The organism is Mesorhizobium hunchu (genome assembly GCF_040081975.1).
Lineage (GTDB): Bacteria > Pseudomonadota > Alphaproteobacteria > Rhizobiales > Rhizobiaceae > Mesorhizobium > Mesorhizobium hunchu.
This window is the reverse complement of sequence record NZ_JBEBMG010000003.1, coordinates 45,530-70,263: the sequence shown is the minus strand read 5'-3', so window position 1 is coordinate 70,263 and position 24,734 is coordinate 45,530. Positions and strand designations below refer to the sequence as shown.

The 24,734-nt window shown below is 64.6% G+C and carries 21 protein-coding genes and 1 pseudogene; 7 read left to right on the top strand and 15 right to left on the bottom strand.

Annotated elements, in window-relative coordinates; genetic code table 11:
* Nucleotides 1-132: 132 nt before the first annotated feature.
* From ABMA46_RS07095 to ABMA46_RS07045, 11 genes and pseudogenes are all read right to left on the bottom strand, one after another.
* Nucleotides 133-1,179, bottom strand: a complete 1,047-nt coding sequence (locus tag ABMA46_RS07095) for a M14 family metallopeptidase (protein WP_348998625.1) — start codon at nucleotides 1,177-1,179, stop codon at nucleotides 133-135.
* Between the two features lie 180 nt (nucleotides 1,180-1,359).
* Nucleotides 1,360-2,538: an MFS transporter gene (locus ABMA46_RS07090; protein ID WP_348998624.1), complete on the bottom strand. Its 1,179-nt coding sequence runs from the start codon at nucleotides 2,536-2,538 to the stop codon at nucleotides 1,360-1,362.
* Nucleotides 2,539-2,684: 146 nt separating this feature from the next.
* The gene (locus ABMA46_RS07085; RefSeq protein ID WP_348998623.1) at nucleotides 2,685-4,364 is read right to left on the bottom strand and encodes a formate--tetrahydrofolate ligase; all 1,680 of its coding nucleotides are present in this window, start codon (nucleotides 4,362-4,364) and stop codon (nucleotides 2,685-2,687) included.
* A 298-nt stretch (nucleotides 4,365-4,662) separates the two neighbouring features.
* Complete coding sequence (locus tag ABMA46_RS07080; protein ID WP_348998622.1) at nucleotides 4,663-5,805, bottom strand: DUF2333 family protein; 1,143 nt, start codon at nucleotides 5,803-5,805, stop codon at nucleotides 4,663-4,665.
* Between the two features lie 18 nt (nucleotides 5,806-5,823).
* Nucleotides 5,824-7,119 carry a DUF6638 family protein gene (locus tag ABMA46_RS07075; RefSeq protein ID WP_348998621.1) on the bottom strand — a complete coding sequence of 432 codons (1,296 nt, stop codon included), beginning with the start codon at nucleotides 7,117-7,119 and terminating at the stop codon, nucleotides 5,824-5,826.
* A 137-nt stretch (nucleotides 7,120-7,256) separates the two neighbouring features.
* Nucleotides 7,257-7,637 (bottom strand): annotated as a pseudogene (locus ABMA46_RS07070) (endonuclease domain-containing protein); the annotation flags it as partial.
* A gap of 123 nt (nucleotides 7,638-7,760) precedes the next feature.
* The gene (locus ABMA46_RS07065; protein WP_348998620.1) at nucleotides 7,761-9,674 is read right to left on the bottom strand and encodes an AAA family ATPase; all 1,914 of its coding nucleotides are present in this window, start codon (nucleotides 9,672-9,674) and stop codon (nucleotides 7,761-7,763) included.
* Nucleotides 9,675-9,827: 153 nt separating this feature from the next.
* Entirely contained in the window at nucleotides 9,828-10,973 is a 1,146-nt protein-coding gene (locus ABMA46_RS07060) for a hypothetical protein (protein ID WP_348998619.1), read from the bottom strand.
* Between the two features lie 33 nt (nucleotides 10,974-11,006).
* On the bottom strand, nucleotides 11,007-12,098 hold the full coding sequence (locus ABMA46_RS07055; protein WP_348998618.1) for a hypothetical protein: 1,092 nt from the start codon (nucleotides 12,096-12,098) through the stop codon (nucleotides 11,007-11,009).
* Nucleotides 12,099-12,364: 266 nt separating this feature from the next.
* Nucleotides 12,365-12,631, bottom strand: a complete 267-nt coding sequence (gene rpsU, locus ABMA46_RS07050; RefSeq protein ID WP_348998617.1) for a 30S ribosomal protein S21 — start codon at nucleotides 12,629-12,631, stop codon at nucleotides 12,365-12,367.
* A gap of 154 nt (nucleotides 12,632-12,785) precedes the next feature.
* Complete coding sequence (locus ABMA46_RS07045) at nucleotides 12,786-13,397, bottom strand: thymidine kinase (RefSeq protein ID WP_348998616.1); 612 nt, start codon at nucleotides 13,395-13,397, stop codon at nucleotides 12,786-12,788.
* A 225-nt stretch (nucleotides 13,398-13,622) separates the two neighbouring features.
* On the opposite strand from ABMA46_RS07045, the gene ABMA46_RS07040 reads away from it, so the two are divergent.
* From ABMA46_RS07040 to ABMA46_RS07025, 4 genes are all read left to right on the top strand, one after another.
* Nucleotides 13,623-14,570, top strand: coding sequence for a choline ABC transporter substrate-binding protein (locus ABMA46_RS07040; RefSeq protein ID WP_348998615.1), 948 nt, complete (start codon nucleotides 13,623-13,625; stop codon nucleotides 14,568-14,570).
* A gap of 120 nt (nucleotides 14,571-14,690) precedes the next feature.
* Nucleotides 14,691-15,545 carry a choline ABC transporter permease subunit gene (choW, locus tag ABMA46_RS07035; RefSeq protein WP_348998614.1) on the top strand — a complete coding sequence of 285 codons (855 nt, stop codon included), beginning with the start codon at nucleotides 14,691-14,693 and terminating at the stop codon, nucleotides 15,543-15,545.
* Complete coding sequence (choV, locus tag ABMA46_RS07030) at nucleotides 15,542-16,723, top strand: choline ABC transporter ATP-binding protein (protein WP_348998613.1); 1,182 nt, start codon at nucleotides 15,542-15,544, stop codon at nucleotides 16,721-16,723. The genes choW and choV overlap by 4 nt, the downstream gene beginning before the upstream one ends.
* Nucleotides 16,724-16,766: 43 nt before the next feature.
* A complete protein-coding gene (locus tag ABMA46_RS07025; RefSeq protein WP_348998908.1) occupies nucleotides 16,767-17,411 on the top strand; it encodes an alpha/beta hydrolase family protein in 645 nt (214 codons plus the stop codon).
* 40 nt (nucleotides 17,412-17,451) lie between these two features.
* Here ABMA46_RS07025 and ABMA46_RS07020 read toward each other — a convergent pair whose 3' ends face one another.
* Nucleotides 17,452-18,861 carry an ATP-binding protein gene (locus tag ABMA46_RS07020; protein ID WP_348998612.1) on the bottom strand — a complete coding sequence of 470 codons (1,410 nt, stop codon included), beginning with the start codon at nucleotides 18,859-18,861 and terminating at the stop codon, nucleotides 17,452-17,454.
* Nucleotides 18,858-19,574 (bottom strand): response regulator, encoded by a 717-nt coding sequence (locus tag ABMA46_RS07015; protein ID WP_348998611.1) that lies wholly within the window; start codon nucleotides 19,572-19,574, stop codon nucleotides 18,858-18,860. Before ABMA46_RS07015 ends, ABMA46_RS07020 begins: the two co-directional genes overlap by 4 nt.
* 216 nt (nucleotides 19,575-19,790) lie before the next feature.
* On the opposite strand from ABMA46_RS07015, the gene ABMA46_RS07010 reads away from it, so the two are divergent.
* Nucleotides 19,791-20,078: a hypothetical protein gene (locus ABMA46_RS07010; RefSeq protein ID WP_425475703.1), complete on the top strand. Its 288-nt coding sequence runs from the start codon at nucleotides 19,791-19,793 to the stop codon at nucleotides 20,076-20,078.
* Nucleotides 20,079-20,113: 35 nt separating this feature from the next.
* Nucleotides 20,114-20,353, top strand: coding sequence for a hypothetical protein (locus ABMA46_RS07005; protein WP_348998610.1), 240 nt, complete (start codon nucleotides 20,114-20,116; stop codon nucleotides 20,351-20,353).
* 98 nt (nucleotides 20,354-20,451) lie between these two features.
* Here ABMA46_RS07005 and ABMA46_RS07000 read toward each other — a convergent pair whose 3' ends face one another.
* On the bottom strand, nucleotides 20,452-21,891 hold the full coding sequence (locus tag ABMA46_RS07000) for a DHA2 family efflux MFS transporter permease subunit (RefSeq protein ID WP_348998609.1): 1,440 nt from the start codon (nucleotides 21,889-21,891) through the stop codon (nucleotides 20,452-20,454).
* A gap of 157 nt (nucleotides 21,892-22,048) precedes the next feature.
* Here ABMA46_RS07000 and clpS point away from each other — a divergent pair, with 157 nt between their 5' ends.
* Nucleotides 22,049-22,357, top strand: coding sequence for an ATP-dependent Clp protease adapter ClpS (gene clpS, locus ABMA46_RS06995; protein ID WP_348998608.1), 309 nt, complete (start codon nucleotides 22,049-22,051; stop codon nucleotides 22,355-22,357).
* A gap of 164 nt (nucleotides 22,358-22,521) precedes the next feature.
* On the opposite strand, the gene ABMA46_RS06990 is transcribed toward clpS, so the two are convergent.
* A complete protein-coding gene (locus ABMA46_RS06990; protein WP_348998607.1) occupies nucleotides 22,522-24,609 on the bottom strand; it encodes a hypothetical protein in 2,088 nt (695 codons plus the stop codon).
* Between the last annotated feature and the right edge of the window lie 125 nt (nucleotides 24,610-24,734).

The following is a 24,734-nucleotide window of genomic DNA, read 5'->3' as shown; positions in this document are numbered from 1 at the left end:
TCTTGGCGACTTGGTGCGTCGCGGAGGATCGCCCGCTTTGTGGCGCGAATGCGGCAGGGTCCGCTCTGTTACCGGCCGCTCACGCGATTGTAAGCGGCCGCGATTTTCCGTGAGGAATGTGCGTGACGGCCGTCAGTCCTCGAGCGCGCCCGAGCGCGCATCGGCGCTTCTGGAGGCGCCCAGGAGCTTGACGAGATCGTCACCGGCGCGGGTGATGCGATGCGACCGGCGGGTCAGGATGAAGCCGTCCTGCGGTGCGATCACCTCGGCATGGCCGTCAGGCTCGCCCGGCTTGTGGACGATGGTGGCGAGCCTGTCGCCCTTCTTGACGCGGTCGCCCGGTTTGACGTCGTAGAGGATGGCGCCGGCCTTCGGCGCGGGCATCATATCGACGTTTTCCAAGGGGGCGACGACACCCTTGAAAGGACCGGGCGTAGGCACGGCAGGATCGACGATGACGCCGCGCGCCACCAGCAGGCGATAGAGCCCTTCGGCATCGCCTTCGGCGGTGACGCGGTAGACATCAGCTATGCCGCGGTATTCCACTGTCGTTACGACGAGCTTGTCGGTCGCGGTGCCGGCTTTGAGGTGCGGATGGAAAGAGGCTTCCTCGAATGCCGCGCCGCTTTCGCCTTTCCACAGAAGCACGCCGGCAACACCCATGGCAGCCGCGCAATCGCTCATCGCGGGCCACAACTCCGCCGGGACGTAGAGATATGGCTCGCCCTCGTCGTCGCAATGCAGGTCGAGCACGATGTCGTGACCGAGCGAGAGTTGGAGCAGGCGCGCCTTCAGCTTTTCGTCGACGGTGGCTAGATCGCTCTCGGGAATCAGCGCCGGATCGGGACGGTCGACCAGCGGGAAGTCGCGGTTGAAATTGGTGCGGGTGCCGGAATGGAAGCGGCCCTGGTGGTCGCCGAACTGGTACTGGGCGCGACCGATCGGGTTGGCCCAGGGAACGACGGTGAGGGAGCCGCGGATGCGGCCTTCCGCTTCCGCCTTCGCCAGTTTCGGCATCAGCGCGTCGATGGCGACGGTGCCCGGCAGTTCGCCGGCATGGAGCGCGGCCTGCAGATAGGCGCGGGGTGCCGCCCTGTCCGAACCGACAAAGCGGAAGACCGGAAATTCGTAGCTTACACCTTCGGTGTCGCCGGTCAGCTTCTCGATCGTCTTTTCCATCTCGAACCTCCATCTTGCGAAGGCAACACTTGCCGGTTCGGCGGCGTGGTGTCGAGTGGTCCAGCGGCAGGGCTTTGCCGGTGCAGCCCGCGCATCGGCCGGAACCGGCGTCCCGGCTTCCGTCCTGTGCCGTAAAGCAAAGGGGATCGTTACGGCGCGCCCGTCAGGACGCGCGGCGGCCTATTGCGCCGGGCAAGCGAGGGGCGTGGCGGGCAAGTGCCGGTCGAGGCGCTGCGAGAACAGCGCGACGGCCACGGCGATCAGCGCGATGGCCGCGCCGACGAAAGGAAGGCCCTGATAGGTGACGCCGGCGGTGAGTGCTGTCGCGCCCGCCCATGCGCCGACGGCATTGCCGACGTTGAAAGCACCCTGGTTGAGGGTGGCGGCGAGATTGGGCGCCTCGGAGGCCGTCCCGACCACGCGCAGTTGCAGCGGCGGAATGATGATGAAGACCAGCATGCCCCAGACGAAAACGGCGGCGACCGCATAGGCGGGATGTCCGCCGAAGCGGGCGAGACTGGCAAGCAAGGCGGCCAGCAGAAGCAGCGTGCCGATCACGGTCGGCATCAATTTCCAGTCCGCAAGGCGGCCGCCGATGATGTTGCCGATGGTCATGCCGCCTCCGAACAGCAGCAGGACCCAGGTGACCGTCTCGGTCGAAAGCCCGGAGACGTCCGTCAGGAACGGTTTGACATAGGTGAAGACGGCGAACAGGCTGCACGAAGCGAGCGCCGAAATCAGCATGGCGAGCCAGACCTGGAGCTTGCCGAGCACCCGGACTTCGCCAAGGAGACCGCCGCCGCTCGGGCGGGCCACATTGGCCGGCACCAGCCAGGCGATCGCGGCGACCGACGCAAGCCCGATCAGCACCACGGCAAAGAAGGTCGAGCGCCATCCGAAGGCTTCGCCCAGCGCCGTTCCGCCGGGCACGCCGAGGATATTGGCGAGGGTCAGGCCGGCGAACATGAGGGCGATCGCGCTGGCCTGCTTTCCCGGCGGCACCAGGCTCGCCGCCACGACGGAACCGATGCCGAAAAACGCGCCGTGGCCGAAGGCGGTGACGATGCGCGCGGCCATCAGCAGCCCGTAGGTGGGCGCGACGGCGCACAAGAGGTTGCCGAGAACGAAAAGGGCGGCGAGGGCGACCAGGACCGGCTTGCGCGGCATGTTGGCCGTGGCGACGGCGATGATCGGCGCGCCGACGACCACGCCCAGCGCATAGCCGGTGACAAGCAGACCGGCGGCGGGAATGCCGACGCCGAGGTCGGCGGCGACCTCGGGCAGCAAGCCCATGATGACGAATTCCGTCGTGCCGATGCAGAAGGAAGCGATGGCGAGCGCCAGGATGGGCAGCGGCATGGTCTTGTCCGACAAATCGATTGAAGCGGCACTCTTCGCGATTTGCGCGCCGGACCACAACTGTGTTTACCGCAAAGCAGCATTGCGCCGGACACACTGGTGGCCGGCGCAAGGCGAAAGGCCGGCCGGAGCCGGCCGCCCGACGGTCAGCTCAGTCCTTCGATGTTGCCGTCTTCATTGAGGAAGATGTTCTCCGACGACGGCTTGGACGGCAGGCCTGGCATGGTCATGATCTCGCCGCAGATGACGACGACGAAACCTGCGCCCGCCGACAGGCGCACCTCGCGCACCGGCACGGTATGGCCGGTCGGCGCGCCGCGCAGGTTCGGGTCGGTCGAGAAGGAATACTGCGTCTTGGCCATGCAGACCGGCAGATTGCCGTAGCCCGCCTGTTCCCAGGTGTGGAGCTGGTCGCGCACCGACTTGTCGGCGATCGCCTCCGAGCCGCGATAGATGCGCTGGACGATAGTGTTGACCTTCTCGAACAGCGGCATGTCGTCGGGATAGAGGGGAGCGAACTGCGAAGCGCCGGATTCGGCAAGCTGGACTACCTTGTGCGCCAGTTCCTCGATGCCGGCCGAGCCGTGCGCCCAGTGCTTGCACAGCACCGCCTCGGCCCCCAGTTCCTTCACGAAGTCCTGCAGGGCCTTGATCTCGGCCTCGGTGTCGGAATGGAAGTGGTTGATCGCCACCACCACCGGTACGCCGAACTGGTGCACGTTTTCGATATGGCGGCCGAGATTCGGGCAGCCTTTCTTCACCGCCTCGACGTTTTCCGCGCCGAGGTCCTCCTTCTTGACGCCGCCGTTCATCTTCATGGCGCGCACTGTGGCGACGATAACGGCCGCCGCCGGCTTGAGGCCCGCCTTGCGGCACTTGATGTCGAAGAATTTTTCCGCCCCGAGGTCGGCGCCGAAGCCGGCTTCCGTCACCACGTAGTCGGCGAGCTTGAGCGCCGTGGTGGTCGCCATCACCGAGTTGCAGCCGTGCGCGATGTTGGCGAACGGGCCGCCATGCACGAAGGCGGGATTGTTCTCCAGCGTCTGCACCAGGTTCGGCTGGATGGCGTCCTTGAGCAGCACCGCCATGGCGCGGTGGGCCTTCACGTCACGGGCAAAGACGGGCGATTTATCGCGGCGGTAGGCGATGATGATGTCGCCGAGGCGCTTTTCCAGGTCCTTGAGGTCGCGTGCCAGGCACAGGATCGCCATCACCTCGGAGGCGACGGTGATGTCGAAGCCGGCTTCGCGCGGGTAGCCGTTGGCGACGCCGCCGAGCGAGCAGACGATCTCGCGCAGGGCCCGGTCGTTCATGTCCATGACGCGGCGCCAGGTGACGCGGCGGGTGTCGATGCCGAGTTCGTTGCCCCAGTAGATGTGGTTGTCGATCAGTGCCGACAGCAGGTTGTGCGCTGTGGTGATGGCATGGAAGTCGCCGGTGAAATGCAGGTTCATGTCGTCCATCGGCACGACTTGCGCATAGCCGCCGCCGGCGGCCCCGCCCTTCATGCCGAAGTTCGGTCCGAGCGAAGCCTCGCGGATGCAGATGATCGCTTTCTTGCCGATGCGGTTCAGCCCGTCGCCGAGACCGACGGTGGTGGTGGTCTTGCCTTCGCCAGCCGGTGTCGGGTTGATGGCGGTGACGAGGATCAGCTTGCCGTCCTTGTTCTTCTGCACCGACTTGATGAACTCGGCCGAAATCTTCGCCTTGTCGTGGCCGTAGGGGACCATCTGCTCGGCCGGGATGCCGAGCCTGGCGCCGATCTCCAGGATCGGCTTCTTCTTCGCCGCGCGCGCGATTGCGATGTCGGATTTCACTTCGGCCATGACGGCGCTCCCATTTTTCGACGTTTTGGCGAGACGGGGCGGCAGGCGCCCTCGACGTGGCGCATAGAAGCCCGACAGCACCATGCGCCGCCGTCTCAAAACAGGCGCGCAATGCGCGAAAAGCGACAGGGCAGGTGGTGAGTGGTGAATGGTAAAATGGTGAATGGAAGGGAGATTCGGCTTTACAGGTCGGATAACCCTGCAATCCGACCATTCACCATTCACCATTCACCATTCACCATTCACCATTCACCATTCACCATTCACCATTCACCATTCACCTTTCACCATTCACCATTCACCTGTCGAGGACGGATCGCAATTCGACGATGTTCGAGCGGACCTGCAGCAGGTTGAAGCCCATTGTCGCCAGATGCGAGGGGAAGAACGCGCTCGACTCGTCGCCGTTGGAGATGATCCAGGGCTGAACGTCCAGCGAGGCGCGCAGCTGGCTTTCCATCCGGTCCCACAGGGTCTTCAGGTTGCGCTCGGCGATCACGTTGGCGAAGTCGGACTGGGTGGCGGTCAGGATGCCGTAGTAGGCGTAGAGCTGGCCGTAGGCGAACCAGAAGCGGTCATCGGCGCGCGGATCGAACCAGCCGGCGTCCGACGCCTCGATGCGGGCGCGCAGTATGTCGGAGGTCGAGCCGATGTCGGAGGCGATGCGGTCGAGGAACAACATCAGATTGTCGGCGCGCGGGTCGAAGGTCGCCTTGCACTGCTCGAGGCTGGTGTTGAAGGTGCGCAGGTCCGCTATGGCCTCGCGGTAGACGCTGGGCGTCGGCCGGGTCGGGCCGCGCCAGCCGATGTACCAGGCGGTCTCGTCCCAGGCCAGCGCCGTGCGCGCCTTCTGCAGGTTCTCGTCTATCTGCGAGGTGCCGCGCACGCGCCCGAGCGTATCGACGAGTTCGGTGGTGGTGCGGCGCAGGACCTGGTTGATGCCGAGCTGGAAGGCGGCCTTGTTGTCGAAGAAGGGGGTGCGGCGCCAGTCCAGTCCGAACAGGCCGGCCTTCGACAGCAGGGTCGAGGATATCCAGGCGTTGCGGTTGACGTTGAAATCGATCAGGTCGGCGGCGACGGCGGCGATCGCCGACGGCTTGCAGCTCGTGGGTTGCGTTGCCGTCGTCAGGTTCTGCGCATCGCCGGACTGCTCGGGCTGAACCGGTTCGCCCGCGCCGGCGGTGCCGGCGGCGGCGACCTCGGCGGCCGGATAATCGGGATCGAAGGCGTTCCACCACTGGGTGATGTAGAAGAACCTCCCGTAGAACCCGAGGAGGATGAGGATCACCAGGCCGATGCCGCCCTTGAGGATCCAGCCGCGCTGGCCGTACCAGCGGCCTGCCCACATGAACGGCCACAGGACGACGCCGATGATGAAGCCGATGCCGCGGCCGATCCACTGGAACAGGCGGGTGAAGAAGTTCACGACCGGATCAAGCACACGCGTCCCCTCTTCAAATCAGTTTGCCAAGCCGTAGAGCCGAGCGCGAAAACCCACCTTGTCCTTGAGATATGTGGTTTTGAGCACATCGACAACATGCGCGCGCCAGCCTTGCGAAAAACCCTCGTAGTCCCGGTAGAAGCCCTGCTTGTTGAAGATATAGCGGGAGACGAAGTCCGACGGCACGAAATCGGAGATCAGACGGTTGGTCAGCCAGGCATCCGGGTGATCCGGCTTCGCCCGCACGACGAGGAAGCGCTGTGCCGGCGCGACGTCGTCGATCTTCAACTGGCCGACCTGCTTGATCTCGCGCTTGGCGGCATTGAGGAAGGGGAAGTTGCCATCCCGGGCGATGAGGTCGGCATGGGCATGGATCCAGGTCTGCAACCAGACCTTGTCCACTTCGGAAAGGTTGCGTTTCGGTTCGGCGTCGCGGATCAGGCCGCGCACCACCATCTCGGCGCGGTGCTCGAGATAGCCGGACTGCTCGATCCAGGAGGCGCGCGGCAATTCGATGCGGCCGGTCGAGGCGAGGAACCTGAACACGGCGTCCGCGTCGCGGATCGACAGGTACGAGACCTGCCAAGGACGGGAGCGGCGGAAGCCGGGCGCCGCCGGATCCGAGATCACCGTCGTCATGTCCGGATCGACGAAGACGTAGAGGCCGCCGAAATGCGACGTCCAATAGGCGTTGTGGCGGAAGATCACCTGGTCCGGCACCAGCGCATTCTCGCGGATGTCGCCGCAGACCTTGGCCAGTTCCACCATGCGCTTCAGCATGGCGTCGTCGCGCCAGGCGTCCGGCTCCTGCTTCAGCCGGTCGGTCAGCGTGGCGAGTTCCGCCGCCTTGCCCAGCACGTCCTCGGCCGACAGGACCTTGAATTCGACCTGGTTGATGGACAGCAGGTCCTCGATGTCCTCCACTTTGGAGACCGAATCCTCGATCTCGCCGTAGATCACGTCCTTGATAGTGAGCGCGTCGATGGCGCGCTGGTTGGCGCTCATGAACTCGAACATGAGCTGGGACGTATTCGAGAAAGCGGTGTGCACCACCGGCAGGCTGATCTGCGACGGCGTGAGGATGATGAAGCGGCGGTTGACCTCGTTGGGATCGAGATAATTGGCGTCGTCCAGTTCCTCGGCCACTTGAGGGGAAAACCCGGTGCGGTCGATCTCAAAGCTTTTCAGCTTCGTCGCCGGCAGGCCGAAGGCCTGCAATGCCTTGTTGTAGCGCTCGACGAGATGCGGCTCATCGACGGTCAGCAAGCGGCCGTAGATGAGGTCGTTGTCGCGCAGAAGGGGGAAGCGGTTCATCTTCCTTCTCCCCGTTCGCGGGGAGAAGAGGACGCCAACGTCGGCGACTCCCTCTCCCCGTCCTTCACGGGGAGAGGGTAGGGGTGAGGGGCAACGCGGTCGGCTAATGCGAAGTCTTCCCGATAAGTTGAGGTGGCGACGAAACGCAGGTCCGGCGCTTCAACGGGCGCCAGTCGTCGCTCCAAGGCGGCAATGATCGTATTGATGACCGCGTTGCGTTCCCTCAGCGCATCGGCGTTCCAGAATCGCAGCACTGACCAACCTTCCGCGATCATGAAGTCATCTCTGCGTCGATCATATGTGCTTTCGGCGTGTTGACTGCCATCGAGTTCGACAACCAACTGGTTTTCGCGGCAGGCAAAATCAGCAAAGTACGGGCCGATAGGAAGCTGTCTGGTGAATTTTGCGCCGCAAACCTGCCGGCCTCTTAAATCAGACCACAGTGCACGTTCAGCGTCATTGTCAGCCTTACGCAATGAGCGAGCGCGTTCGGTACGAGCTTTTCGAGGTCCCCGCATAAGATTGCCCCTCACCCTTACCCTCTCCCCGTGAAGGACGGGGAGAGGGGAACGCCAACGTCGGCGACTTTCTCTCCTAGCTTTCTACGGGGAGAGGGTAGGGGCAAGAGGCGTCGCACCGCCTCATGCATTCCACAGCCCCTTCTTCTTCAGCTCCTCCATTTCCTTGGCCGCTCTTTCCCGCAGTCGGGCGTCGCGTAGCATCTTGTCCACCGCCGTGTCGTCGGAGCGATCGGCGTAGCGGAACTCGGAGTCGGCGTAACGGTTGATCTCCTGCATGACCATTGCCATGTCGAACGGCCCGCGCAATTCCTCGATCATCGCCTTCTTGTCGTCGTAGGGCTTGTGCATGAACGTCTCGGGCGTCTCGAACCATTCGTCCGGCAGTTCGATGTCCATCGCCCGCATTTTTATCGCGTCGGTGACGTTCTTGATGGCGCGGCCGGTGAAGCGCGGCTCCGCTTCCTTGATGAGGTGCAGGTAGTTGCCGATGTCGGCCAGCGTCTTCGGTTCTCCCACCTCATTAACGAAGCGGTCGTAGATTTTCCTCAATCCATCTTCATGCGGCTTCGCATAGGAGCCGTATTCCTCGGCCACCGCGCGCTGGATTTCCTGCGCGGCGTAAAGCTTGTGGTCGCCGAGCGGGATTTCGTGATTCTTTCCAGCGAGTAGCACGAAGATGTCGATGTAGTCGTCGAGCGTCTGCGGGCCGTCGACCAGCCAGCGGGCGCCGGCGCGCTGGCGCAGCGCGTCGTCGACGTTTTCCGGATAGTTGGAGAACATGCCGAAGGAACAGTTGCCGCGCACCACGGTGGAGGCGCCGGCGAAGGCGTCCATCAGCACGCCGGTGATCTCCTGCTGGCCGGCGGAGGCGCGGTCGTCCGAGCGCTTGGCGGCCACCTGGTCGATGTCGTCGATGGTGCCGAAGCCGATGGCGCGCGGGTTGAGCACATCCTCGATGAATTGGCGGCAGTTCTGGCCGGACTTGCCCTGGTAGGAGGAGATCTGGTCGACGCCGAAATTCTCGTAGACGAAAGGGTAGCCGGCCACATTGCAGTAATTGTCGAGCAGGCCGGCGATCATCTGGATCAGCGTCGTCTTGCCTGTGCCGGGCGCGCCATCGCCGATGAAGGTGAACAGGAAACCGCCCAGTTCCACGAACGGGTTCATCTGACGGTCGAAGTCGTAGGCCATCAGCATCTTGGCGAGTTTTACGGACTGGTACTTGGCGATGTGATTGCCGACGACCTCTTCCGGCTTCTTGAAGGTCATCACCAAGGGCTTCGATTTCTTGCCCGGTGCGACGTCGAAGCCGTCGAGGGTGAAATCGTCGCCGTCGATGCGGATGTGGGTGTTCTCGAAGGCGCCGAGCGCGCCGTCGAAGCGGGCCTTGCGCTGGAGCAGGCCGTCGATCGCCGTGCGGGCGAAAGCGCGTGCACGGGTGAGGAGATCGGCGTCGTCCTTGGAGCCGGCAATGGCGCTGTCGAGCCCGGCGACCAGCGATTTCACCGCGTCTTGCGGCGTGTCGAACAGGAAATCCGGTTCGGGTGTATCGTTGGGTGCCTCTCCGTCGGAATCGATCAACTGGAAGAGATAGGCGGCCAGCGCGAAGGCGGCGATGTAGCCGGAAGCGGTGAGCAGCTTCTTGAAGGCGGCCGCTTCGTCGCCCTGCAAGGGCGCGCGGGCGTTCTTCGCCTGCAGGCTTTCGAGATCGGTACCTTCGGCGAAGGTGTCGGCGACCGCAAGCGCGACCTGGATGCCGCGGCGGGCGCGGTAGAGCAGGGTGTGTTGCGGGATGGTCAGCAACTGGTCGTCGGGGTGAACCGCCTGGACGGCCTTCGAAAGTTCCACCTCGCGCGTGCGGCGCACGGAGCCGGTCGAGACGGTGGAGACGAAGCGGCGGTTGGTGCCGGCAAGAGCGGTGCCCGACTCGCGCGCGGGGTCTTCCAGCACGACGACGCGGGTGATGAAGCTCTGCGCGGTGGCGCGGTGCTTCTCGATCGCCGCTTCGGGAATGGTGGTCAGGCCGGTATCCATGTTTTCCTCCGCCCCAAGTAGCGAAATACCCCCTCCGGCCCTTCGGGCCACCTCCCCCGTGAACGGGGGAGGATACTCGGCGGCGCTGGATCCGCCCCTGCGAAGCGGGGGAGGGGGACCATGCGAAGCATGGTGGAGGGGGTATTTCCCTGCTCACACGTCACTAATCACCTGTCCATTCGACAGGATGTGCACCTTGTAGCCGGCGAACGTCTTCTGCGCCTCGCCGGCGGCATAGAGCGCCTGGTAGGCTTCGTGCGGCACGAGCGCGTGGTTCTCGTAGGATGAGACGCCCTGACGCGTGGCTTCCAGGTCGTCGGTGTCGATGAAGAATTCCTCCTCGGCCGGCTGGCTGGACCACAGTCCCTTGCGGCCGGGCTTCTCCGCCTTGGAATAGACTTCCTGGATCGTCCAGGTGAGCAGCCAGGCGTTTTCGGGCTTGCGCACTTTCGCCAGCACGTCGGCCACGACCGAATTGTTCTGGGTGATGCCCGCCGAATAGAAAGGCCCCAGCACGACGCGGCGCAACTGTTTGGGGTGAAGGTCGGGGAAGTCCTTGTCGAGATTCATCGCGATCGTCAGCGGCGACAGCGAATAGGCCGAGTTCTTCTCGGTGAAATCGTCGAAGCGATGCGCCAGCTCCGGATTGAGCAAGCCATCCACGGGCAGGGGAATTTCCACTTTCTCGTTGAGCTTGCCGTTGGCGTCGACGAGTTGTCCCACCAATCCTTCGGAAGAGTCCTCCACGGTCACCATATAGACCAGCGGCAGGTTGGCGGTGCCGTCGAAGGTCGCCCAATGGACAAGGTAGTAGGGCCGCATGGTCTTCGGATTGACCGACACCTTGGCGGTCTGCGCCAGCGTGAAGGGACCGAAGGTCGCGCCGGTTTTTATGTCTTCCAGGTAGAGGCGCTCGGCCATCGACTTCTGGAGCGCGGCTGGGAATTCCTTGTGACGCAGGATGAAGTCGGCCATCTCCGCGCGCAGCTCGGCCGGCTGGGGGATGTTTGCCAGCCGCTGGTCGGCCTGACGGCGGTCGTTCTCCAGCTCGAGCAGGTTCTGGAAGACGGGGAAGCCGCTTTCGGCGCGCGAGATGCGGAACGTGTCAATGAACCCCAGCCGGTTGCGCCAGCAGGCGAAGGACTTTTCCAGCCGCGCGATGTATTCGGCCACGACCCGCGCCACGATGCCGTGGCGGTAGAGCGGCGAGCGGTCGTCGCGCATGAAGATCTCGAGGCCCGCGAGCGCCGCGGTAATGGCGGCGAAATAGCGCTCGGCGGGATCGTCGGCGGGGGTCATGGAAGAGCGCAACGCTTGCTGCACTTGCACGGACTACGACTGGCTCACATAGTCGGCGGCGTTGTGCTTCCTCATCACCTCCTCGAAACGACGGGCGAAGGCGTCGTCGGCCAGCTTCTTGCGGCGCTGGATGTCGGCGGAAGCCACCATGTTCTTCTCGTGCAGTTCGAGCAGGTCGCCGATGTGCTTCTGCGATGCCGCGCCGATGCCGGCCATCGTCTCCTCGGCCGTGGTATCCACCTTGGAGCCCAGCGTATTGATCTTGTGCGCCACATCCTGCTGGGCGGCGGTCTTCAGCGAATCCTCCAGCGCCTTGTAGAGGACGATGCGCTGCTCGGTGTCGATGGTCAGCTTGTTGATGAGCGTCGATTGCGCGGCGATCTGGTTGTTGAGCGAATCGACGAAGGTCTGGAACATCGAGGTGTAGCGTTCCAGCGTCTGGCTCTCGGCCAGAAGCTCCTGCTCCTTGGCCTGCTTCTCGTTGTATTCGGTCGCCATCTTGGAACGCTCGCCTTCCAGTTGCGTGCGTTCGGTCTGGCTGGTCGAAGAGGCGATCTTGTTCTCGATGTCGAGCAGCAGAGGGTTGAGTTCCTCGATGCGCTTCTGCGTGGCCGTCAGGGTCTCGATGGTCGCCTTGCGGCGTTCGATCACCTGGCCGAGGCTGGTCTCGGACGTCTTGTAGCGCTGGTCGAGAATGTCCTTCTGCGCCTTGAGGATGCCGACGATGGTGTCGGACTTGGAAAGCAGTTCCTGGAGATTGCCGGCGAGGCTCATGTTGCGCACGCGGTCGGTGCGCAGGCGCTGCTGGCGCTGTTTGGAAAAGATGCCCACGAACTTTTCCCAGCCCGTGTAGTTCTTCATCGATTCGAATTCGGCGCCGAACACGTTGGTGGCGTCCTCCAGCCCGATGATGAGGTCGGCGATGTTCGCCTCCATCGTCTTCTGCTGGGCCAGCACGTCCTGGATGCGGGCGTTCTCGATGTCGAAATTGGCGTTGCCGATCGCCTTGTCGGCGTCGGCGAGCGTATCGAGCACGGTGCCGGACTGCTCGATCTTCGAGCGCATGTCCTCGACGACCTTTTTGGTCCTGGCAATCTCGGTATCGAAATTCTGCAACGTCGCCATGGCACCCCTCCGTTTGAATGTCACCCGCGCGCGGCGCGCGACCGCGAATATAGGGAGGCCATACGGTGAAGGGAAGCAAAGTTCAACGCGGCAAGGTCACGGCGCTGCCTGGCGCCCTGCTTGGAACTGTCCGCGCAAACCTGGCCGACAGGACGATGGGTGCAGACGGAGGGAGGCGGTGCGACGACGTCGTTCTGCCCGGACATCGTCCGGAGCCGGACGCACCGCGCCAGCCTTCCTTGTTCCGATAGAGGCCGTAGGTCTCGTCAGGCCGCGGACTGCGGCTTGCGTGGAGCGGCCGCCGGGCGCGGCTTCTTGACCGGGCCGGCGATCAGTCCTTCGCGGACGGCCAGCTTGCGCGCCGCCTTGCGCATGCGCCGCACCGCTTCCCCCTTCTCGCGGGCGCGCTTCTCGGACGGCTTCTCATAGGCGCGGCGCGCCTTCATTTCACGGAATATGCCTTCGCGCTGCATCTTCTTCTTCAGCGCCCTGATGGCCTGCTCGACGTTGTTATCGCGTACCAGTACCCGCAATGCTCTCGTTCTCCTTCTCGGTTGATTGGGTGCAAACAAAACAGGCCGCGAAAGCGGCCATCGTCACCCTGCGGGTTATATAGGCTAACGTTAGCCAACTTTCACGTCTTGACGGATTTTCCTAGCGTTCACAGCAGGTTATAGGAAATCCCTGCTAAGGCCTGGCGAATCCGATCATATCTTCCGGGCGCGACCTGCCCATCTCGTCTTCCCAATGGCGGCGGCAAAGCGACACGTAGATATCCTTGCCGATCGCCACCTGCTCGCCTTGCCTGGCGACCTTGCCGTCGGGGCCGAGCCGCACGACCATCGTCGCCTTGCGTCCGCAGCGGCAGATGGTTCGCACCTCGCGCAAATCGTCGGCGATCGCCAGCAGCGCGCGCGAACCCGAGAACAGATTGCCTTGGAAATCGGTGCGCAGGCCGTAGCACATGACGGGAATGCCGAGGCGGTCGGCGATACGGGCGAGCTGCCATACCTGGTTTTCCTCGAGGAACTGCGCCTCGTCGACGAAGACGCAGTGGATGCTTGTGTGCTCATGATGCTCGGCGATACGGGCAAAGAGGTCGTCGCCATCGCGGAACATTTCCGCCTCCGCCTCCAGGCCGATGCGCGAGGAGATCAGGCCGCGGTCTCCCTTGCGGTAGTGCCCGGCGACGAACAGCATGGTGGCCATGCCGCTCTCGCGGTAATTGTAGGACGCCTGCAGAAGCATGGTGGTCTTGCCGGCGTTCATCGTCGCGTAATGGAAGTAGAGCTTGGCCATCCGTCCTTTTAAGCGCAAGCGGACGGCGGCGGGGAGAGGCACGCCCAGGCCATCCACCAAAAAGGAAGAGGCGTGTCGCTGTTCGGCCAGCCGGCGCCGCCGCTCGTGCAGTTGCGCTTCTTGAAAGAGCACCAAAATGGTGTTTGGCTGAAGACGAAGGCGGACAGCCTGAGAAGAATCGCGCAGCGGCCCCGCTGCGGAGCCATCACAATGGGAGAACAATCGATGTCGAGTTTCAAGACTTTCGTCGCCGGCCTGGGCGTGGCGACGTTCCTGGCTTCAGGACTGGCTACGGGAAGCGCCTTCGCGGGCGATGCCGAAAGCTGCAAGACGGTGCGCCTTTCCGACGTCGGCTGGACCGACATCCAGGCCACCACCGGCGTCGCCTCCGTGCTGTTGACGGCGCTGGGCTACGATCCGCAGGTCATCCAGCTTTCCGTGCCGGTGACCTACGCCTCGCTGAAGAACAAGGATCTCGACGTCTTCCTCGGCAATTGGATGCCGTCGATGACCAACGACATCAAGGACTACACCGCCGACGGCTCGGTCGAGACGATCAGCGAGAACCTGTCGGGCGCCGGCTACGGCATCGTCGTGCCGACTTATGTGGCGGACGCCGGCGTCAAGACGCTGACCGACATCGGCAAGTTCGCCGACAAGTTCGATCACAAGATCTACGGCATCGAGGCCGGCAATGACGGCAACCGCATCATCCTGGACATGATCAAGAACCCGGCCGACAACCTCTCCGGCTTCGAACTGGTCGAGTCCTCAGAGGCCGGCATGCTGACCCAGGCCGAGCAGTCGATGAAGGACAAGGAGTGGATCGCCTTCCTCGGCTGGACGCCGCACCCGGTGATGGGCGCCATGAAGATCACCTATCTCGACGGCATGGGCGATTCCGGCTTCGGCGCCGCCACCGTCCACACCAACGTACGCAAGGGCTATCTGCAGGAATGCCCGAATGCCGGCGCCTTCATCAAGAACCTGAAGTTCAATCTCGAAATGGAAGGCGAGATGATGAAGGCGATCCTCGACGGCGCCGACGCCAACACGGCCGCCACCGACTATCTTAAGAAGCACCCCGACGTCGTCGGGCCGTGGCTCCAGGGCGTGACCACCTTCGACGGTGGCGATGCCGCTGCGGCGATCAAGACCGCGCTCGGAAGCTGAGTCGGATGCCGGCTGCATGAGATCGAAGCAAGGGCGGCTCCGTCGCGGGCCGCCCTTTGTCCGTCGAATGGATGACGGACCTGAACAAGACGACCGCAGCAAGCGGTGGAGAGGGGCGTAATGGATCCGGTTTCAAAATTCCTGGCCGCCTGGAAGATCCCGATCGGGACTTGGGGCAAGGACTTCTTCAATTTTCTGACGGACCATTTCGATACGTTTTTCCGAGGCATTTCGAGCGGCCTCAACGCGGTGCTCGACGGTGCGGTCAGCGGACTTCTCGTCGTGCCGCCGGTGCTGCTCGCCGCGCTGATCGCGCTGCTTGCCTGGTGGTTGCAGAAATCGAAGACGCTGGCATTCGGCGTTTTCATCGGCCTGGTCTTCATCCTCAACCAGGGGCTCTGGAAGCAGACGGTGCAGACGCTGGTGCTGGTGGTGGCCGCCACCTTCTTCTCGATGCTGATCGGCGTGCCGCTCGGCATCTGGGCCGGCCACAAGCCCAAGGTCTACAGGATCATGCAGCCGATCCTCGACCTGATGCAGACGCTGCCGACCTTCGTCTATCTCATTCCGGTGCTGACGCTTTTCGGCCTCGGCAACGCTCCGGGCCTGATCGTCACCATCATCTTCGTCATTCCGACCGCGGTCAGGTTGACCCATCTCGGCATCACGTCGGTGCCGAAGGCCATCATCGAGGCGGGCGAGGCTTTCGGCGCCACAAGGCGCCAGCTCCTGTGGAAGGTAGAGCTGCCTTCCGCCCTGCCGACCATCATGGCGGGGCTGACGCAGTCGATCATGCTGTCGCTGTCGATGGTGGTGTTCGCGGCGTTGATCGGCGCCGGCGGGCTGGGCACCGAAATCAACCGCGCGCTCGGTTCGCGCAAGATCGACCTCGGGCTTGAAGCCGGCCTCGCCATCGTCGTGCTCGCCATCGTGCTCGACCGCATGACCCGTATCGGCGTGGGAGGCAAGAAATGAGCGTCGCGGTCGATTTCAAGAATGTCGACATCGTCTTCGGGTCCGACACGCGCGAAGCGCTTAAAATGGTCGATGCCGGCGCCTCGCGCGCCGAAATCCTGGAAAGGACCGGCAACGTGCTGGGCTGCGCCGGTGCCAACCTGACGGTGAACGAGGGCGAGATCTCGGTGCTGATGGGATTGTCCGGCTCGGGCAAGTCCACCCTGCTGCGCGCCGTCAACCGCCTCAATGTGGTCTCGCGCGGCGAGGTGCTGGTCAGGGACGGCGAGCGCATGGTCGACGTCGTGACCTGCGACGACGCCACGCTACGCCGCCTGCGCCAGAAGCAGGTGGCGATGGTGTTCCAGCAGTTCGGCCTGCTGCCGTGGCGCACGGTGGAGGAGAATGTCGGCTTCGGCCTCGAGCTTGCCGGCGTGCCGGAGGCCGAGCGCCGGGAGCGAGTCGCCAAGCAGCTCAAGCTGGTCAATCTCGATCCGTGGGCGAAGAAATACGCGCACGAGCTATCCGGCGGCATGCAGCAGCGCGTCGGCCTCGCGCGCGCCTTCGCCACCGAGGCGCCGATCCTTCTGATGGACGAGCCGTTCTCGGCGCTCGATCCGCTGATCCGCACCAAGCTGCAGGACGAGCTGCTGCAACTCCAGGCGGAGTTGAAGAAGACGATCGTCTTCGTCAGCCACGATCTCGAGGAAGCGCTCAAGATCGGCAGCCACATCACCATCATGGAAGGCGGCCGCATCGTCCAGACCGGCACGCCCGAGGACATCGTGCTGCAGCCGGCCAACGACTATGTGCGCGAGTTCATCTCCAACGTGAACCCGCTTTCGGTGCTGACGGCATGGAACGTGATGCGCGCCCTGCACGAACTGAAGAAGGACGGCGACGGCTGGATCTGGCTCGACCGGCGCCAGACGACGCGCTTCAAGCTCGACGGTCATGGCCTGGTGATCGCGGCCGAGCGCGACGGCAAGCCGGTCGACTGGGTGTCGTGCGACGATATCGAGCAGCGGCCCGCCGACGGCGGGCAGGTGTTCTGGGCGACGCCCGGCACGTCGCTGAAGACCGTGATGCTGGCGATCCATCGCTCGCAGACGGCGCCGGTGGCGTTGTTCGACGACCACTCCGGTTTCGTCGGCGCGATCGGGGTGCGGGACGTGCTGAGCGCGGTGCTGCGGCGGTGACGCGGCTTTCGCCTCTCCCTTCGGGGGAGACGAAAGGGGAGCCATAATGCCCGATTTTCTCCTTTCAGGCCCTAGCGACGCCGAAACCACCCTCCTGCTTGCCCACGGCGCCGGCGCGCCGATGGACTCGAACTGGATGCAGGCCGTGGCCGGGCACTTGGCTGGACAGGGCATCCGCACCGTGCGTTTCGAATTCGCCTATATGGCGGCGCGACGCTCTGGCCAGCGCAAGCCGCCGCCCAGGGCCGAAAGACTGATGGACGAATACCGGGCCGCAGTCGATGCGGTACGGGCGTCCGGGCGACTGCTGATCGGCGGGAAGTCGCTGGGCGGGCGCGTGGCGTCGATGGTGGCGGACGACCTCTTCGCGGACGGCCGGGTCGCCGGCCTCGTCTGCCTCGGCTATCCTTTCCATCCGCCGGGATCGCCGGAGAAGCTGCGCACCGCGCATCTGGAAGGGCTGACATGCCCGGCGCTGATCTGCCAGGGAACGCGCGACCCATTCGGCAGCCAAGACGAGGTGGATACCTATAGCCTGTCGAAGGCCATATCGATCCGCTGGTTTCCGGGCGACCACGATCTCAAGCCGCGCAAGTCGGATGGCCTGAAGCCTGACGACAATCTCGCCGCCGTCGCGACGGCGATTGCCGAATGGGCCGGCGAGCGGGGTGGAAGCCCTCGGCGATGACGCTTTCCTTCTCCGCAGTCGGCGGGAGCGGCGAAAACCCTCAAGCCGCCAGCGGCAGGGTGAGTTGCGTCTCCAGGCCACCCTCCGGGCGGTTGGACAGGCGGATATCGCCGCCGGCGCTGCGCGCTATGGCCCGCGCGATCGCCAGTCCGAGGCCTAGGCCGCCGGTTTCGCGGCTGCGCGAGCCTTCCAGCCGCACGAAGGGGTGGAACACCGAATCAAGTCTGGTCTGGGGGATGCCGGGACCTTCGTCGTATATGAGCAGGGTCACGCGCGCATCGTCATGGCGCAGCGACAGTTCGGCCTTGTGGCCATAGGTCACCGCGTTCTGGACAAGGTTGGTGACGCAGCGCTTCAGCGCCACCGGGCGGGCGAGGCAGACAAGCGTCCGTGACGGCAGGTCCGCCTCGTTCAGCGTGACTTCGGGATAGGCGTCGGCAATGGACTGCACCAGCGACAGGAAATCCAGTCGCTCGGCCTTTTCCTCCGTCACCTCGAAGGTGGCGAAGTCGACCACCGAGCTGGCGATGGATTCGATGTCGGCGAGGTCGTGCGCCAGCGCCTCGCGCACCCGGGAGGCGCGCAGCAGCGCCAGCCTCAGGCGCATGCGCGTCAGCGGCGTGCGAAGATCGTGGGCGAGCGCGGCGGCAAGCTGTTCGCGACCCTCCACATAGTCCCGCAACCGTTCCTGCATGGTGTTGATGGCGCGGGCGGCGGTGCGCGTCTCGCGGCTTCCGGTTTCTGCAAGCGGCTGGCTCTTCAGGTCTTCGCCGATCCGCTTCACCGCGCTTTCCATGACACGATAGGGCGCCGTGAGGCGGCGGATCGACCAGACCGACATGGCGACCACGAGGGCCGCGACCACGCCGTAGAGCGGCAGGCTCTCCGGGCTCAGCACCGGGCCGGGCGGAATGATCGGCTCGGAGAAGTTCAGCCATTGCCCGTCGGCGAACTGGATCGAGGCCGTCAGTTCGCGGCCCTTGGCGAATCCGGCGGTCAGCGTCAGCAGATCCTTCTCGACATCGCCGATGTCGGTGTCTGCCGGCTGGTGCCCGGACCTGCGTTCGAAGGAGGGCGCGCGGTCACGGCGCACACGCGCTTCTGTCACGCCGAAACGGGTCAGGCGCGCGACCAGTATGTCCTCCAGCTCTGCCAACTCGTCGTCCTGGGCGATCGAAGTGGCGACGGCCGGCCGGTCGGATACGCTCAGCGAATAGCCGTTGTTGGAAAGCCCTGAAACCATCGCCGCGCGCGCCTGCGGCGTGGCCGAATGGAGCAGTTGCACGACGGCGAAGGCGCGGTCGTTGAGACGATAATAGTCGACCACGTCGCTGGAGGCGGCCTGGTCGCGAGCGACCAGGAAAAGCGTCGTCACCTGACTGACCAGCAGTCCTGCGATGACGATCAGCAACACCCAGACCGGCAGGGTCTGCGGCAGCAGGCGCCTCATTCGCTGGTCACCTCGGGAATGAACTGGTAGCCGCCGCTGCGCACCGTCTGGATCAGGGTCGGCTTCTTCGGGTCGTCCTCCATCTTGCGCCGCAGCCGTGATACCAGGATGTCGATCGAGCGGTCGTAATTGATGCCGCCGTCGCCGCCGGAAAGCTCGATGAGCTGGTCCCTTGTCAGGACGCGCTGGGCGCTGCGCACGAACGTATGAAGAAGGTTGAATTCAGCCGCGGTCAGCTCGATTCGCACGTCGCCGGGCGCGACGAGGCGGCGGCGCGAGCAGTCCATCGTCCAGCCGGCGAAATGCCAGATCTGGCGCGCCGGCGGGCGCTTGTCCTCCTTCGCGCCGTTGCGGCGCAGCACGGCGCGCACACGCGCCAGCAGTTCCCGCGGGTCGAACGGTTTCGGCACGTAGTCGTCGGCGCCGAGTTCGAGGCCGACCACGCGATCCGTCGTCTCGTTGACGGCCGTCAGCATGATGATCGGCGTCGCCTGCCGCGCGCGGATTTCGCGGCAGAGCTCCAGCCCGCTGCGGCCCGGCAGCATGACGTCGAGGATCACCAGGTCGACGGGGTTGCGGCGCAGCACCGCCTCCATCGCATCGCCGTCGGCGGCGACGGACGCCCTCAGGCCGCGCTTGTTGAAAAATTCCTGCAACAGGTCGCGGATATCCCTGTCGTCGTCGACGATGAGAACGTGGGCGTCGGGCTTCATCGCTTGTCGCCGTTGATATGTGGCTCGCAGACCGTCCCTTGCCGCCTTGTTTCGGGCTTAATTTAGGCCGTCTCCGGCAAAAGCCGGGCGGGAAACAATCCGGAAACAAAATTCAACAATCCGGAAAAACGGACGAAAGAAATCAACGGCATAAGCTTGTCCCACGGCAGCCGGACGGCCGGTTGCCGAAGATGTTCCGGGTTTCAGGAACCGACCATGCGCAGACTTTGCTCCGGATTGGTGTTCATCGGCATGTCGTTTGCCGTGTTCGCCGCCGGGCCGTCCGACGCAAGGGGAACGATGACCCGGAGCGAACGCTGCAACAGGCTCAGTCGACAGGTCGACGAGGCTATCGAAACCCACGCCAAGGCCATGCAGGTCGCCGAGGCGAAGGGGCTTCAAAAGAAGGCGAAACGGTACTGCTCCGAACGCAAACAGGCGCAGGGAATCCGCATGCTCGCCGACGCTTTGAAGCTCCTTGGAGTGATACCGACCGATCCGTGAAGCTCCGCCAGATCTGCGAACAAAGGAACCGACCCATGAACAAGACCCTCCTCTCCGCCGCCGGCATCGCCATCGCACTGGCCTTCTCGCTGCCGATGACCGTCAGTGCCAATGCCGCCGCCTCGACCGCCGCAGCCACCTCGACCACCGCGCCGGCCGCCAGCACGGCCAAGAAGCCTGTGCACAAGGTCGTGCACAAGAAGATCATCAAGAAGCACAAGAAGGCCGCCTCGAAGGTCGCTCCGAAGAAGGCCGACGCCAAGAAGACGATGTAGTCGCATCGCAACTTCATCTCCAGGCCGCCCGGGCGTTCCCGCCGGGCGGCTTCTGCTTTTTGGTTGCCGTCCTTGCCGTCCTTGCCGTTCTGACCGGCTCAGCGCCTTGGCCGGTATCCGCTGACCTGGGCGCCATCCTGCGGGCGCAACAGCAGAAAACCCGGGATCGACAGCAGGGGAATGACGGCGGCCAGCAGGAACGCTTCATGAAAATGCGCCGGCGTCGGCATCGGATCGTTCAGCGATACCAACCCGAGAAGGGTTGCGCCGACTGACACGCCGAAGGAGACGCTGAGCTGTTGCAGGACGCCTCCCATGCTGGTTGCGCGGCTGAGTTTCTCGGCCGGCAGGTCGGCATAGGAGAGCGTGTTGGAGGTCATGAACTGCGCGGAACGGACCAGGCCGAACAGAGCGACATAGACGATCAGCACCCAGTGCGGCGTGTCGGGCTCGAGCAGGGAAAATCCGGCTACCACCGCCGACCCCATGACGGCGCTGCCGATCAGTATCCTGGCGAAACCCAACCTGCGGAGCAGCGCCGAGAGCATGGGACGGATCATCAGCGCGCCGAAACTGCCGACGAATGTTATCGATCCGGAGCCTACGGCGCTCATGCCGAAGCCGACCTGCAGCATCAGGGGCAGCATGAAGGGCACGCCGTTCAGTCCGATCCGGCATAGTCCTCCCGCCAGCGTGCCGACGCCGAAGGCGCGCGAGCCGAACAGGCCGAGGTCGACGACGGGCGCTGCGACGCTCTTCGCATAGCGACCGAAGGCCAGAAGCAGCAGGATAGCGGCCGCGAGGATCAATCCCACCCAACTCCTGGGAAGCGTGGGGTGGCCGATATTCTCCAGCCCGAACTGCAGGAACGCGACACCGGCCCCGACCATGAGGAAACCCGGAAGATCGAACTTCTGCCGGGTGCCGTCCCTGACTTCCTCAACGAAACGCAGGGCCAGCACGATGCCGAGAGCGCCGAAGGGGATGTTGACGAAGAAGATCCACCGCCAGGAGGCATAGGTGGTCAGCGCGCCGCCGAGCAGCGGGCCGATGACGGGACCCATGATGGCGGGAAGCGTCATGTAGGTCATGGCGGTGACGAGTTGGGCGCGCGGAAAAGAGCGCAGGAGGATCAGCCGGCCGACCGGCGTCATCATCGCGCCCCCAAGGCCTTGAAGCGCCCGCGTCGCCAAGAGCATGCCGAAGCTCTGGGCCAGGCCGCACAGGACCGACCCGACCGTGAAGATGAACAGGGCCAACGCGAAAATGCGTCGTGCGCCGAAGCGGTCCGCGAACCAGCCGCTGACGGGAATGAAGACGGCAAGCGTCAGGATGTAGGTGGTGATCGCCAGATTGAGCCGTACCGGCGTCGTGTCCAGGCTCGCGGCCATGTCGGGCAGGGCGGTGGTGATGATGGTGGTGTCCAGTTGCTCCATCAGGAACGCTATGGCCACTGTCAGCGGGATGACGAAGCGCAGATAGGGCGCGCGTTCGACGGGGAACGGGTGGTCGGTCCGCGACTCGGAAGGTTCGCTCATGGCCCCGGCTTTATGCCCGCCCCGCTTCGCCGGCAATGCCGCGCGGACGAGGGAAGCCGTGGTTTCACGACGGGGGTTGAATCCGACGTCGGAGCGACAACATATTCATACCTGCCGCAACGATTGCGGCATCTTTTGCGACACGGTCGCACCGCACATGACAGACGATATCATCACGAGGCCCCGGACAAGGGCGAAGCCCAAGGTCGAGCGCCCGAAGCTCTACAAGGTCATCCTGCTCAACGACGACTACACGCCGCGCGAGTTCGTGGTGCGTGTGCTGAAGGCGGAGTTCCGCGTGAGCGAGGACCAGGCGCACCGCATCATGATCACCGCGCATCGACGCGGCGTGTGCGTGGTCGCGGTGTTCACCAGGGATGTCGCCGAGACCAAGGCCACCCGCGCCACCGACGCCGGCAAGGCCGCAGGTTATCCGCTGACGTTCACGACCGAGCCGGAGGAGTAGGAGAGCTTTCCCTCCCCCTTGAGGGGAGGGTGCCGAGCGAAGCGAGGTGGGAGGGGTAACCTCCGCTGCTCTCACGCAAAAATGGAGTCGCGCCCTACGGTCGGCGACCCCTCCCGACAGGCCTTCGGCCTGCCACCCTCCCCTCAAGGGGGAGGGAGGGCGCACTATCTGCCCTCCCTGTACCACATGGATCCCAGCGCCAGCAGCAGCAGGCCGAGGCCGAGGAAGCCGCCGAACAGGGGCACCCGGCTGACGGATTTCAGCACGCTGTCGTCGGTGGTCCTGAGGCCGATCCAGTCGCGGCCCGAGGCTTCGCCGGCGGCGCGCACCGGGATGATCGAGGGCAGGGAAACGGTCTGGCCGGACGAGACGGAGAGTTGCGAAGGGGCGAGGCGGCGCACGCTGCCCCCGGTCGCTTCCGCGGCCGGGCGGACCTTGTCCTCGGTCGAGACGACGTCGGCGAATTCGGGAGCGTTGACGGGCCCGACATGGGCGAGCGCCGTGAGATCGCCGTTGCCGACCTGATAAAGGCCGATCTCCTTGACCTCCAGGCTGCCGGTGAAGACGCCGGGCTCCGATTTCTCGAGCTTGACCGATACCGCCTTGCCGGATGGGGTGATGACCTTTGCGGATCCCGGATCGTCGCTCATGGTCTGGCGGCGGATTTCCAGCACCATGCCGCGCCCGTCGGCGGTCAGCCGCTCCTCCTCGAGTTCCGGCTCCTTCATCAGCCAGTGGGCGATGCGGCGGTAGAGCTGGACATGCGGGCCGCCGCCTTCGTAGCCGCGCGCCCACAGCCAGCCCTGGTCGGACAGAAGCATGCCGACGCGGCCCTCGCCCTTGCGGTCGAGCACGAGCAGGGGCCGGTCGTCGGCTCCCTTCATGACCACCTGGCCTTCCGGTTTGTCGATGCCGATGGTGCGGAACCAGCGGCTCCAGTGCGGCGGCTCGCTCTGCGAGCCGTCGAGGCCGCGCGTCACGGGGTGGCGCTCTCCAAGGTCCGTCAGGCGTGGGTAGAACGCCTTTTCGACGACATTGCCATCGGGCATCGCGGGCAGTACCGGCATCAGCGGCGTGCGGGCGATACTCTGCTCGCCGGAATATTCCGGACCGGCGGCGATCAGCAGCGCGCCGCCCTGTTCGACATACTGGGCGATGTAGTCGTAATAGAGGATCGGCAGCACGTCGCGATGCTGGTAGCGGTCGAAGATGATCAGGTCGAACTGGTTGATCTTGTCGACGAACAGCTCGCGCGTTGGGAAAGCGATCAGCGACAGCTCGTTGATGGGCGTGCCGTCCTGCTTTTCCGGCGGGCGCAGGATGGTGAAGTGGACGAGGTCAACCGAGGCGTCGGATTTCAGGAGATTGCGCCAGGTCCGCTCACCGGCATGCGGCTCGCCTGAAACCAGCAGGACGCGCAAATTCTCGCGGATGCCGTCGATCAGCGCGACCGTGTGATTGTTGGTGTCGGTGAGTTCGCCTTCTTCGGTCGGGATGGAAAGTTCGACGATGTTGCGGCCGGCGTTCGGCACCGTCACCGACAGCGGCGTTTCCTGTCCGACGACAGCATGCTCGACCGAGACCTGCTCGCCGTTGACCGAGACACGCACGTCGACAGAGCCGGAACCGCCTTCGGAATCGATGACCCGATAGGTCATGTCGAGCGGCTTGCCGACGAGGCCGAAACGCGGCGCCTTCTCGAACCGGATGCGCCGGTCTTTCTCGTGCTCCTGTCCGGTGATCAGTGCATGCACAGGCGAATGGACTTCGGGCGTTCCCGAAGGCACGTCATGAATTTCGCCGTCGGTGATCATGATCGCGCCGCCGATGCGCGAGGGCGGGACGTCACGGAAAGCGCCGTCGAGCGCGGAGAAGAGCCGCGTCTCGGTGCGCTCCTCGGCGGCCGGCGACCGGCCCGTCTCGACCACCCTGACATCGAACTGCGGGAAGCGGGCGAGACGCTGCTTGATCCCGGCAAGGGCTGCGTCTGTCTGCTTCGTGCGCTCGCCGATGTCCTGGCTCTGGCTGCGGTCGACCACGACGGCGACCACGCTCTTCAAGGGATCGCGGACCTCGTCGAGGAAGACCGGGTTGACCAGCGCCAGCGCCAGCGCCGCCAGCGCCGCTATGCGCAGCCACGACCCGCGCTGGCGCATCCACAGCGCCAGCAGCGCGAGGACCGTCAGCGGAACCAGCGCGGCGGCGACCAGCGTCCACGACAGCAGTGGCTCGAAGGACAGCGACCAGTTCATGGGCACGCTGCCATGAATTCGACAGCGACGACGTCGTCGTTGAGAGGCGTACCCCCACCCCTAACCCCTCCCCTCAAGGGGGAGGGGAATTTGGCAGCAGCGTTCCCGAGTCCCCCTCTCTCTTG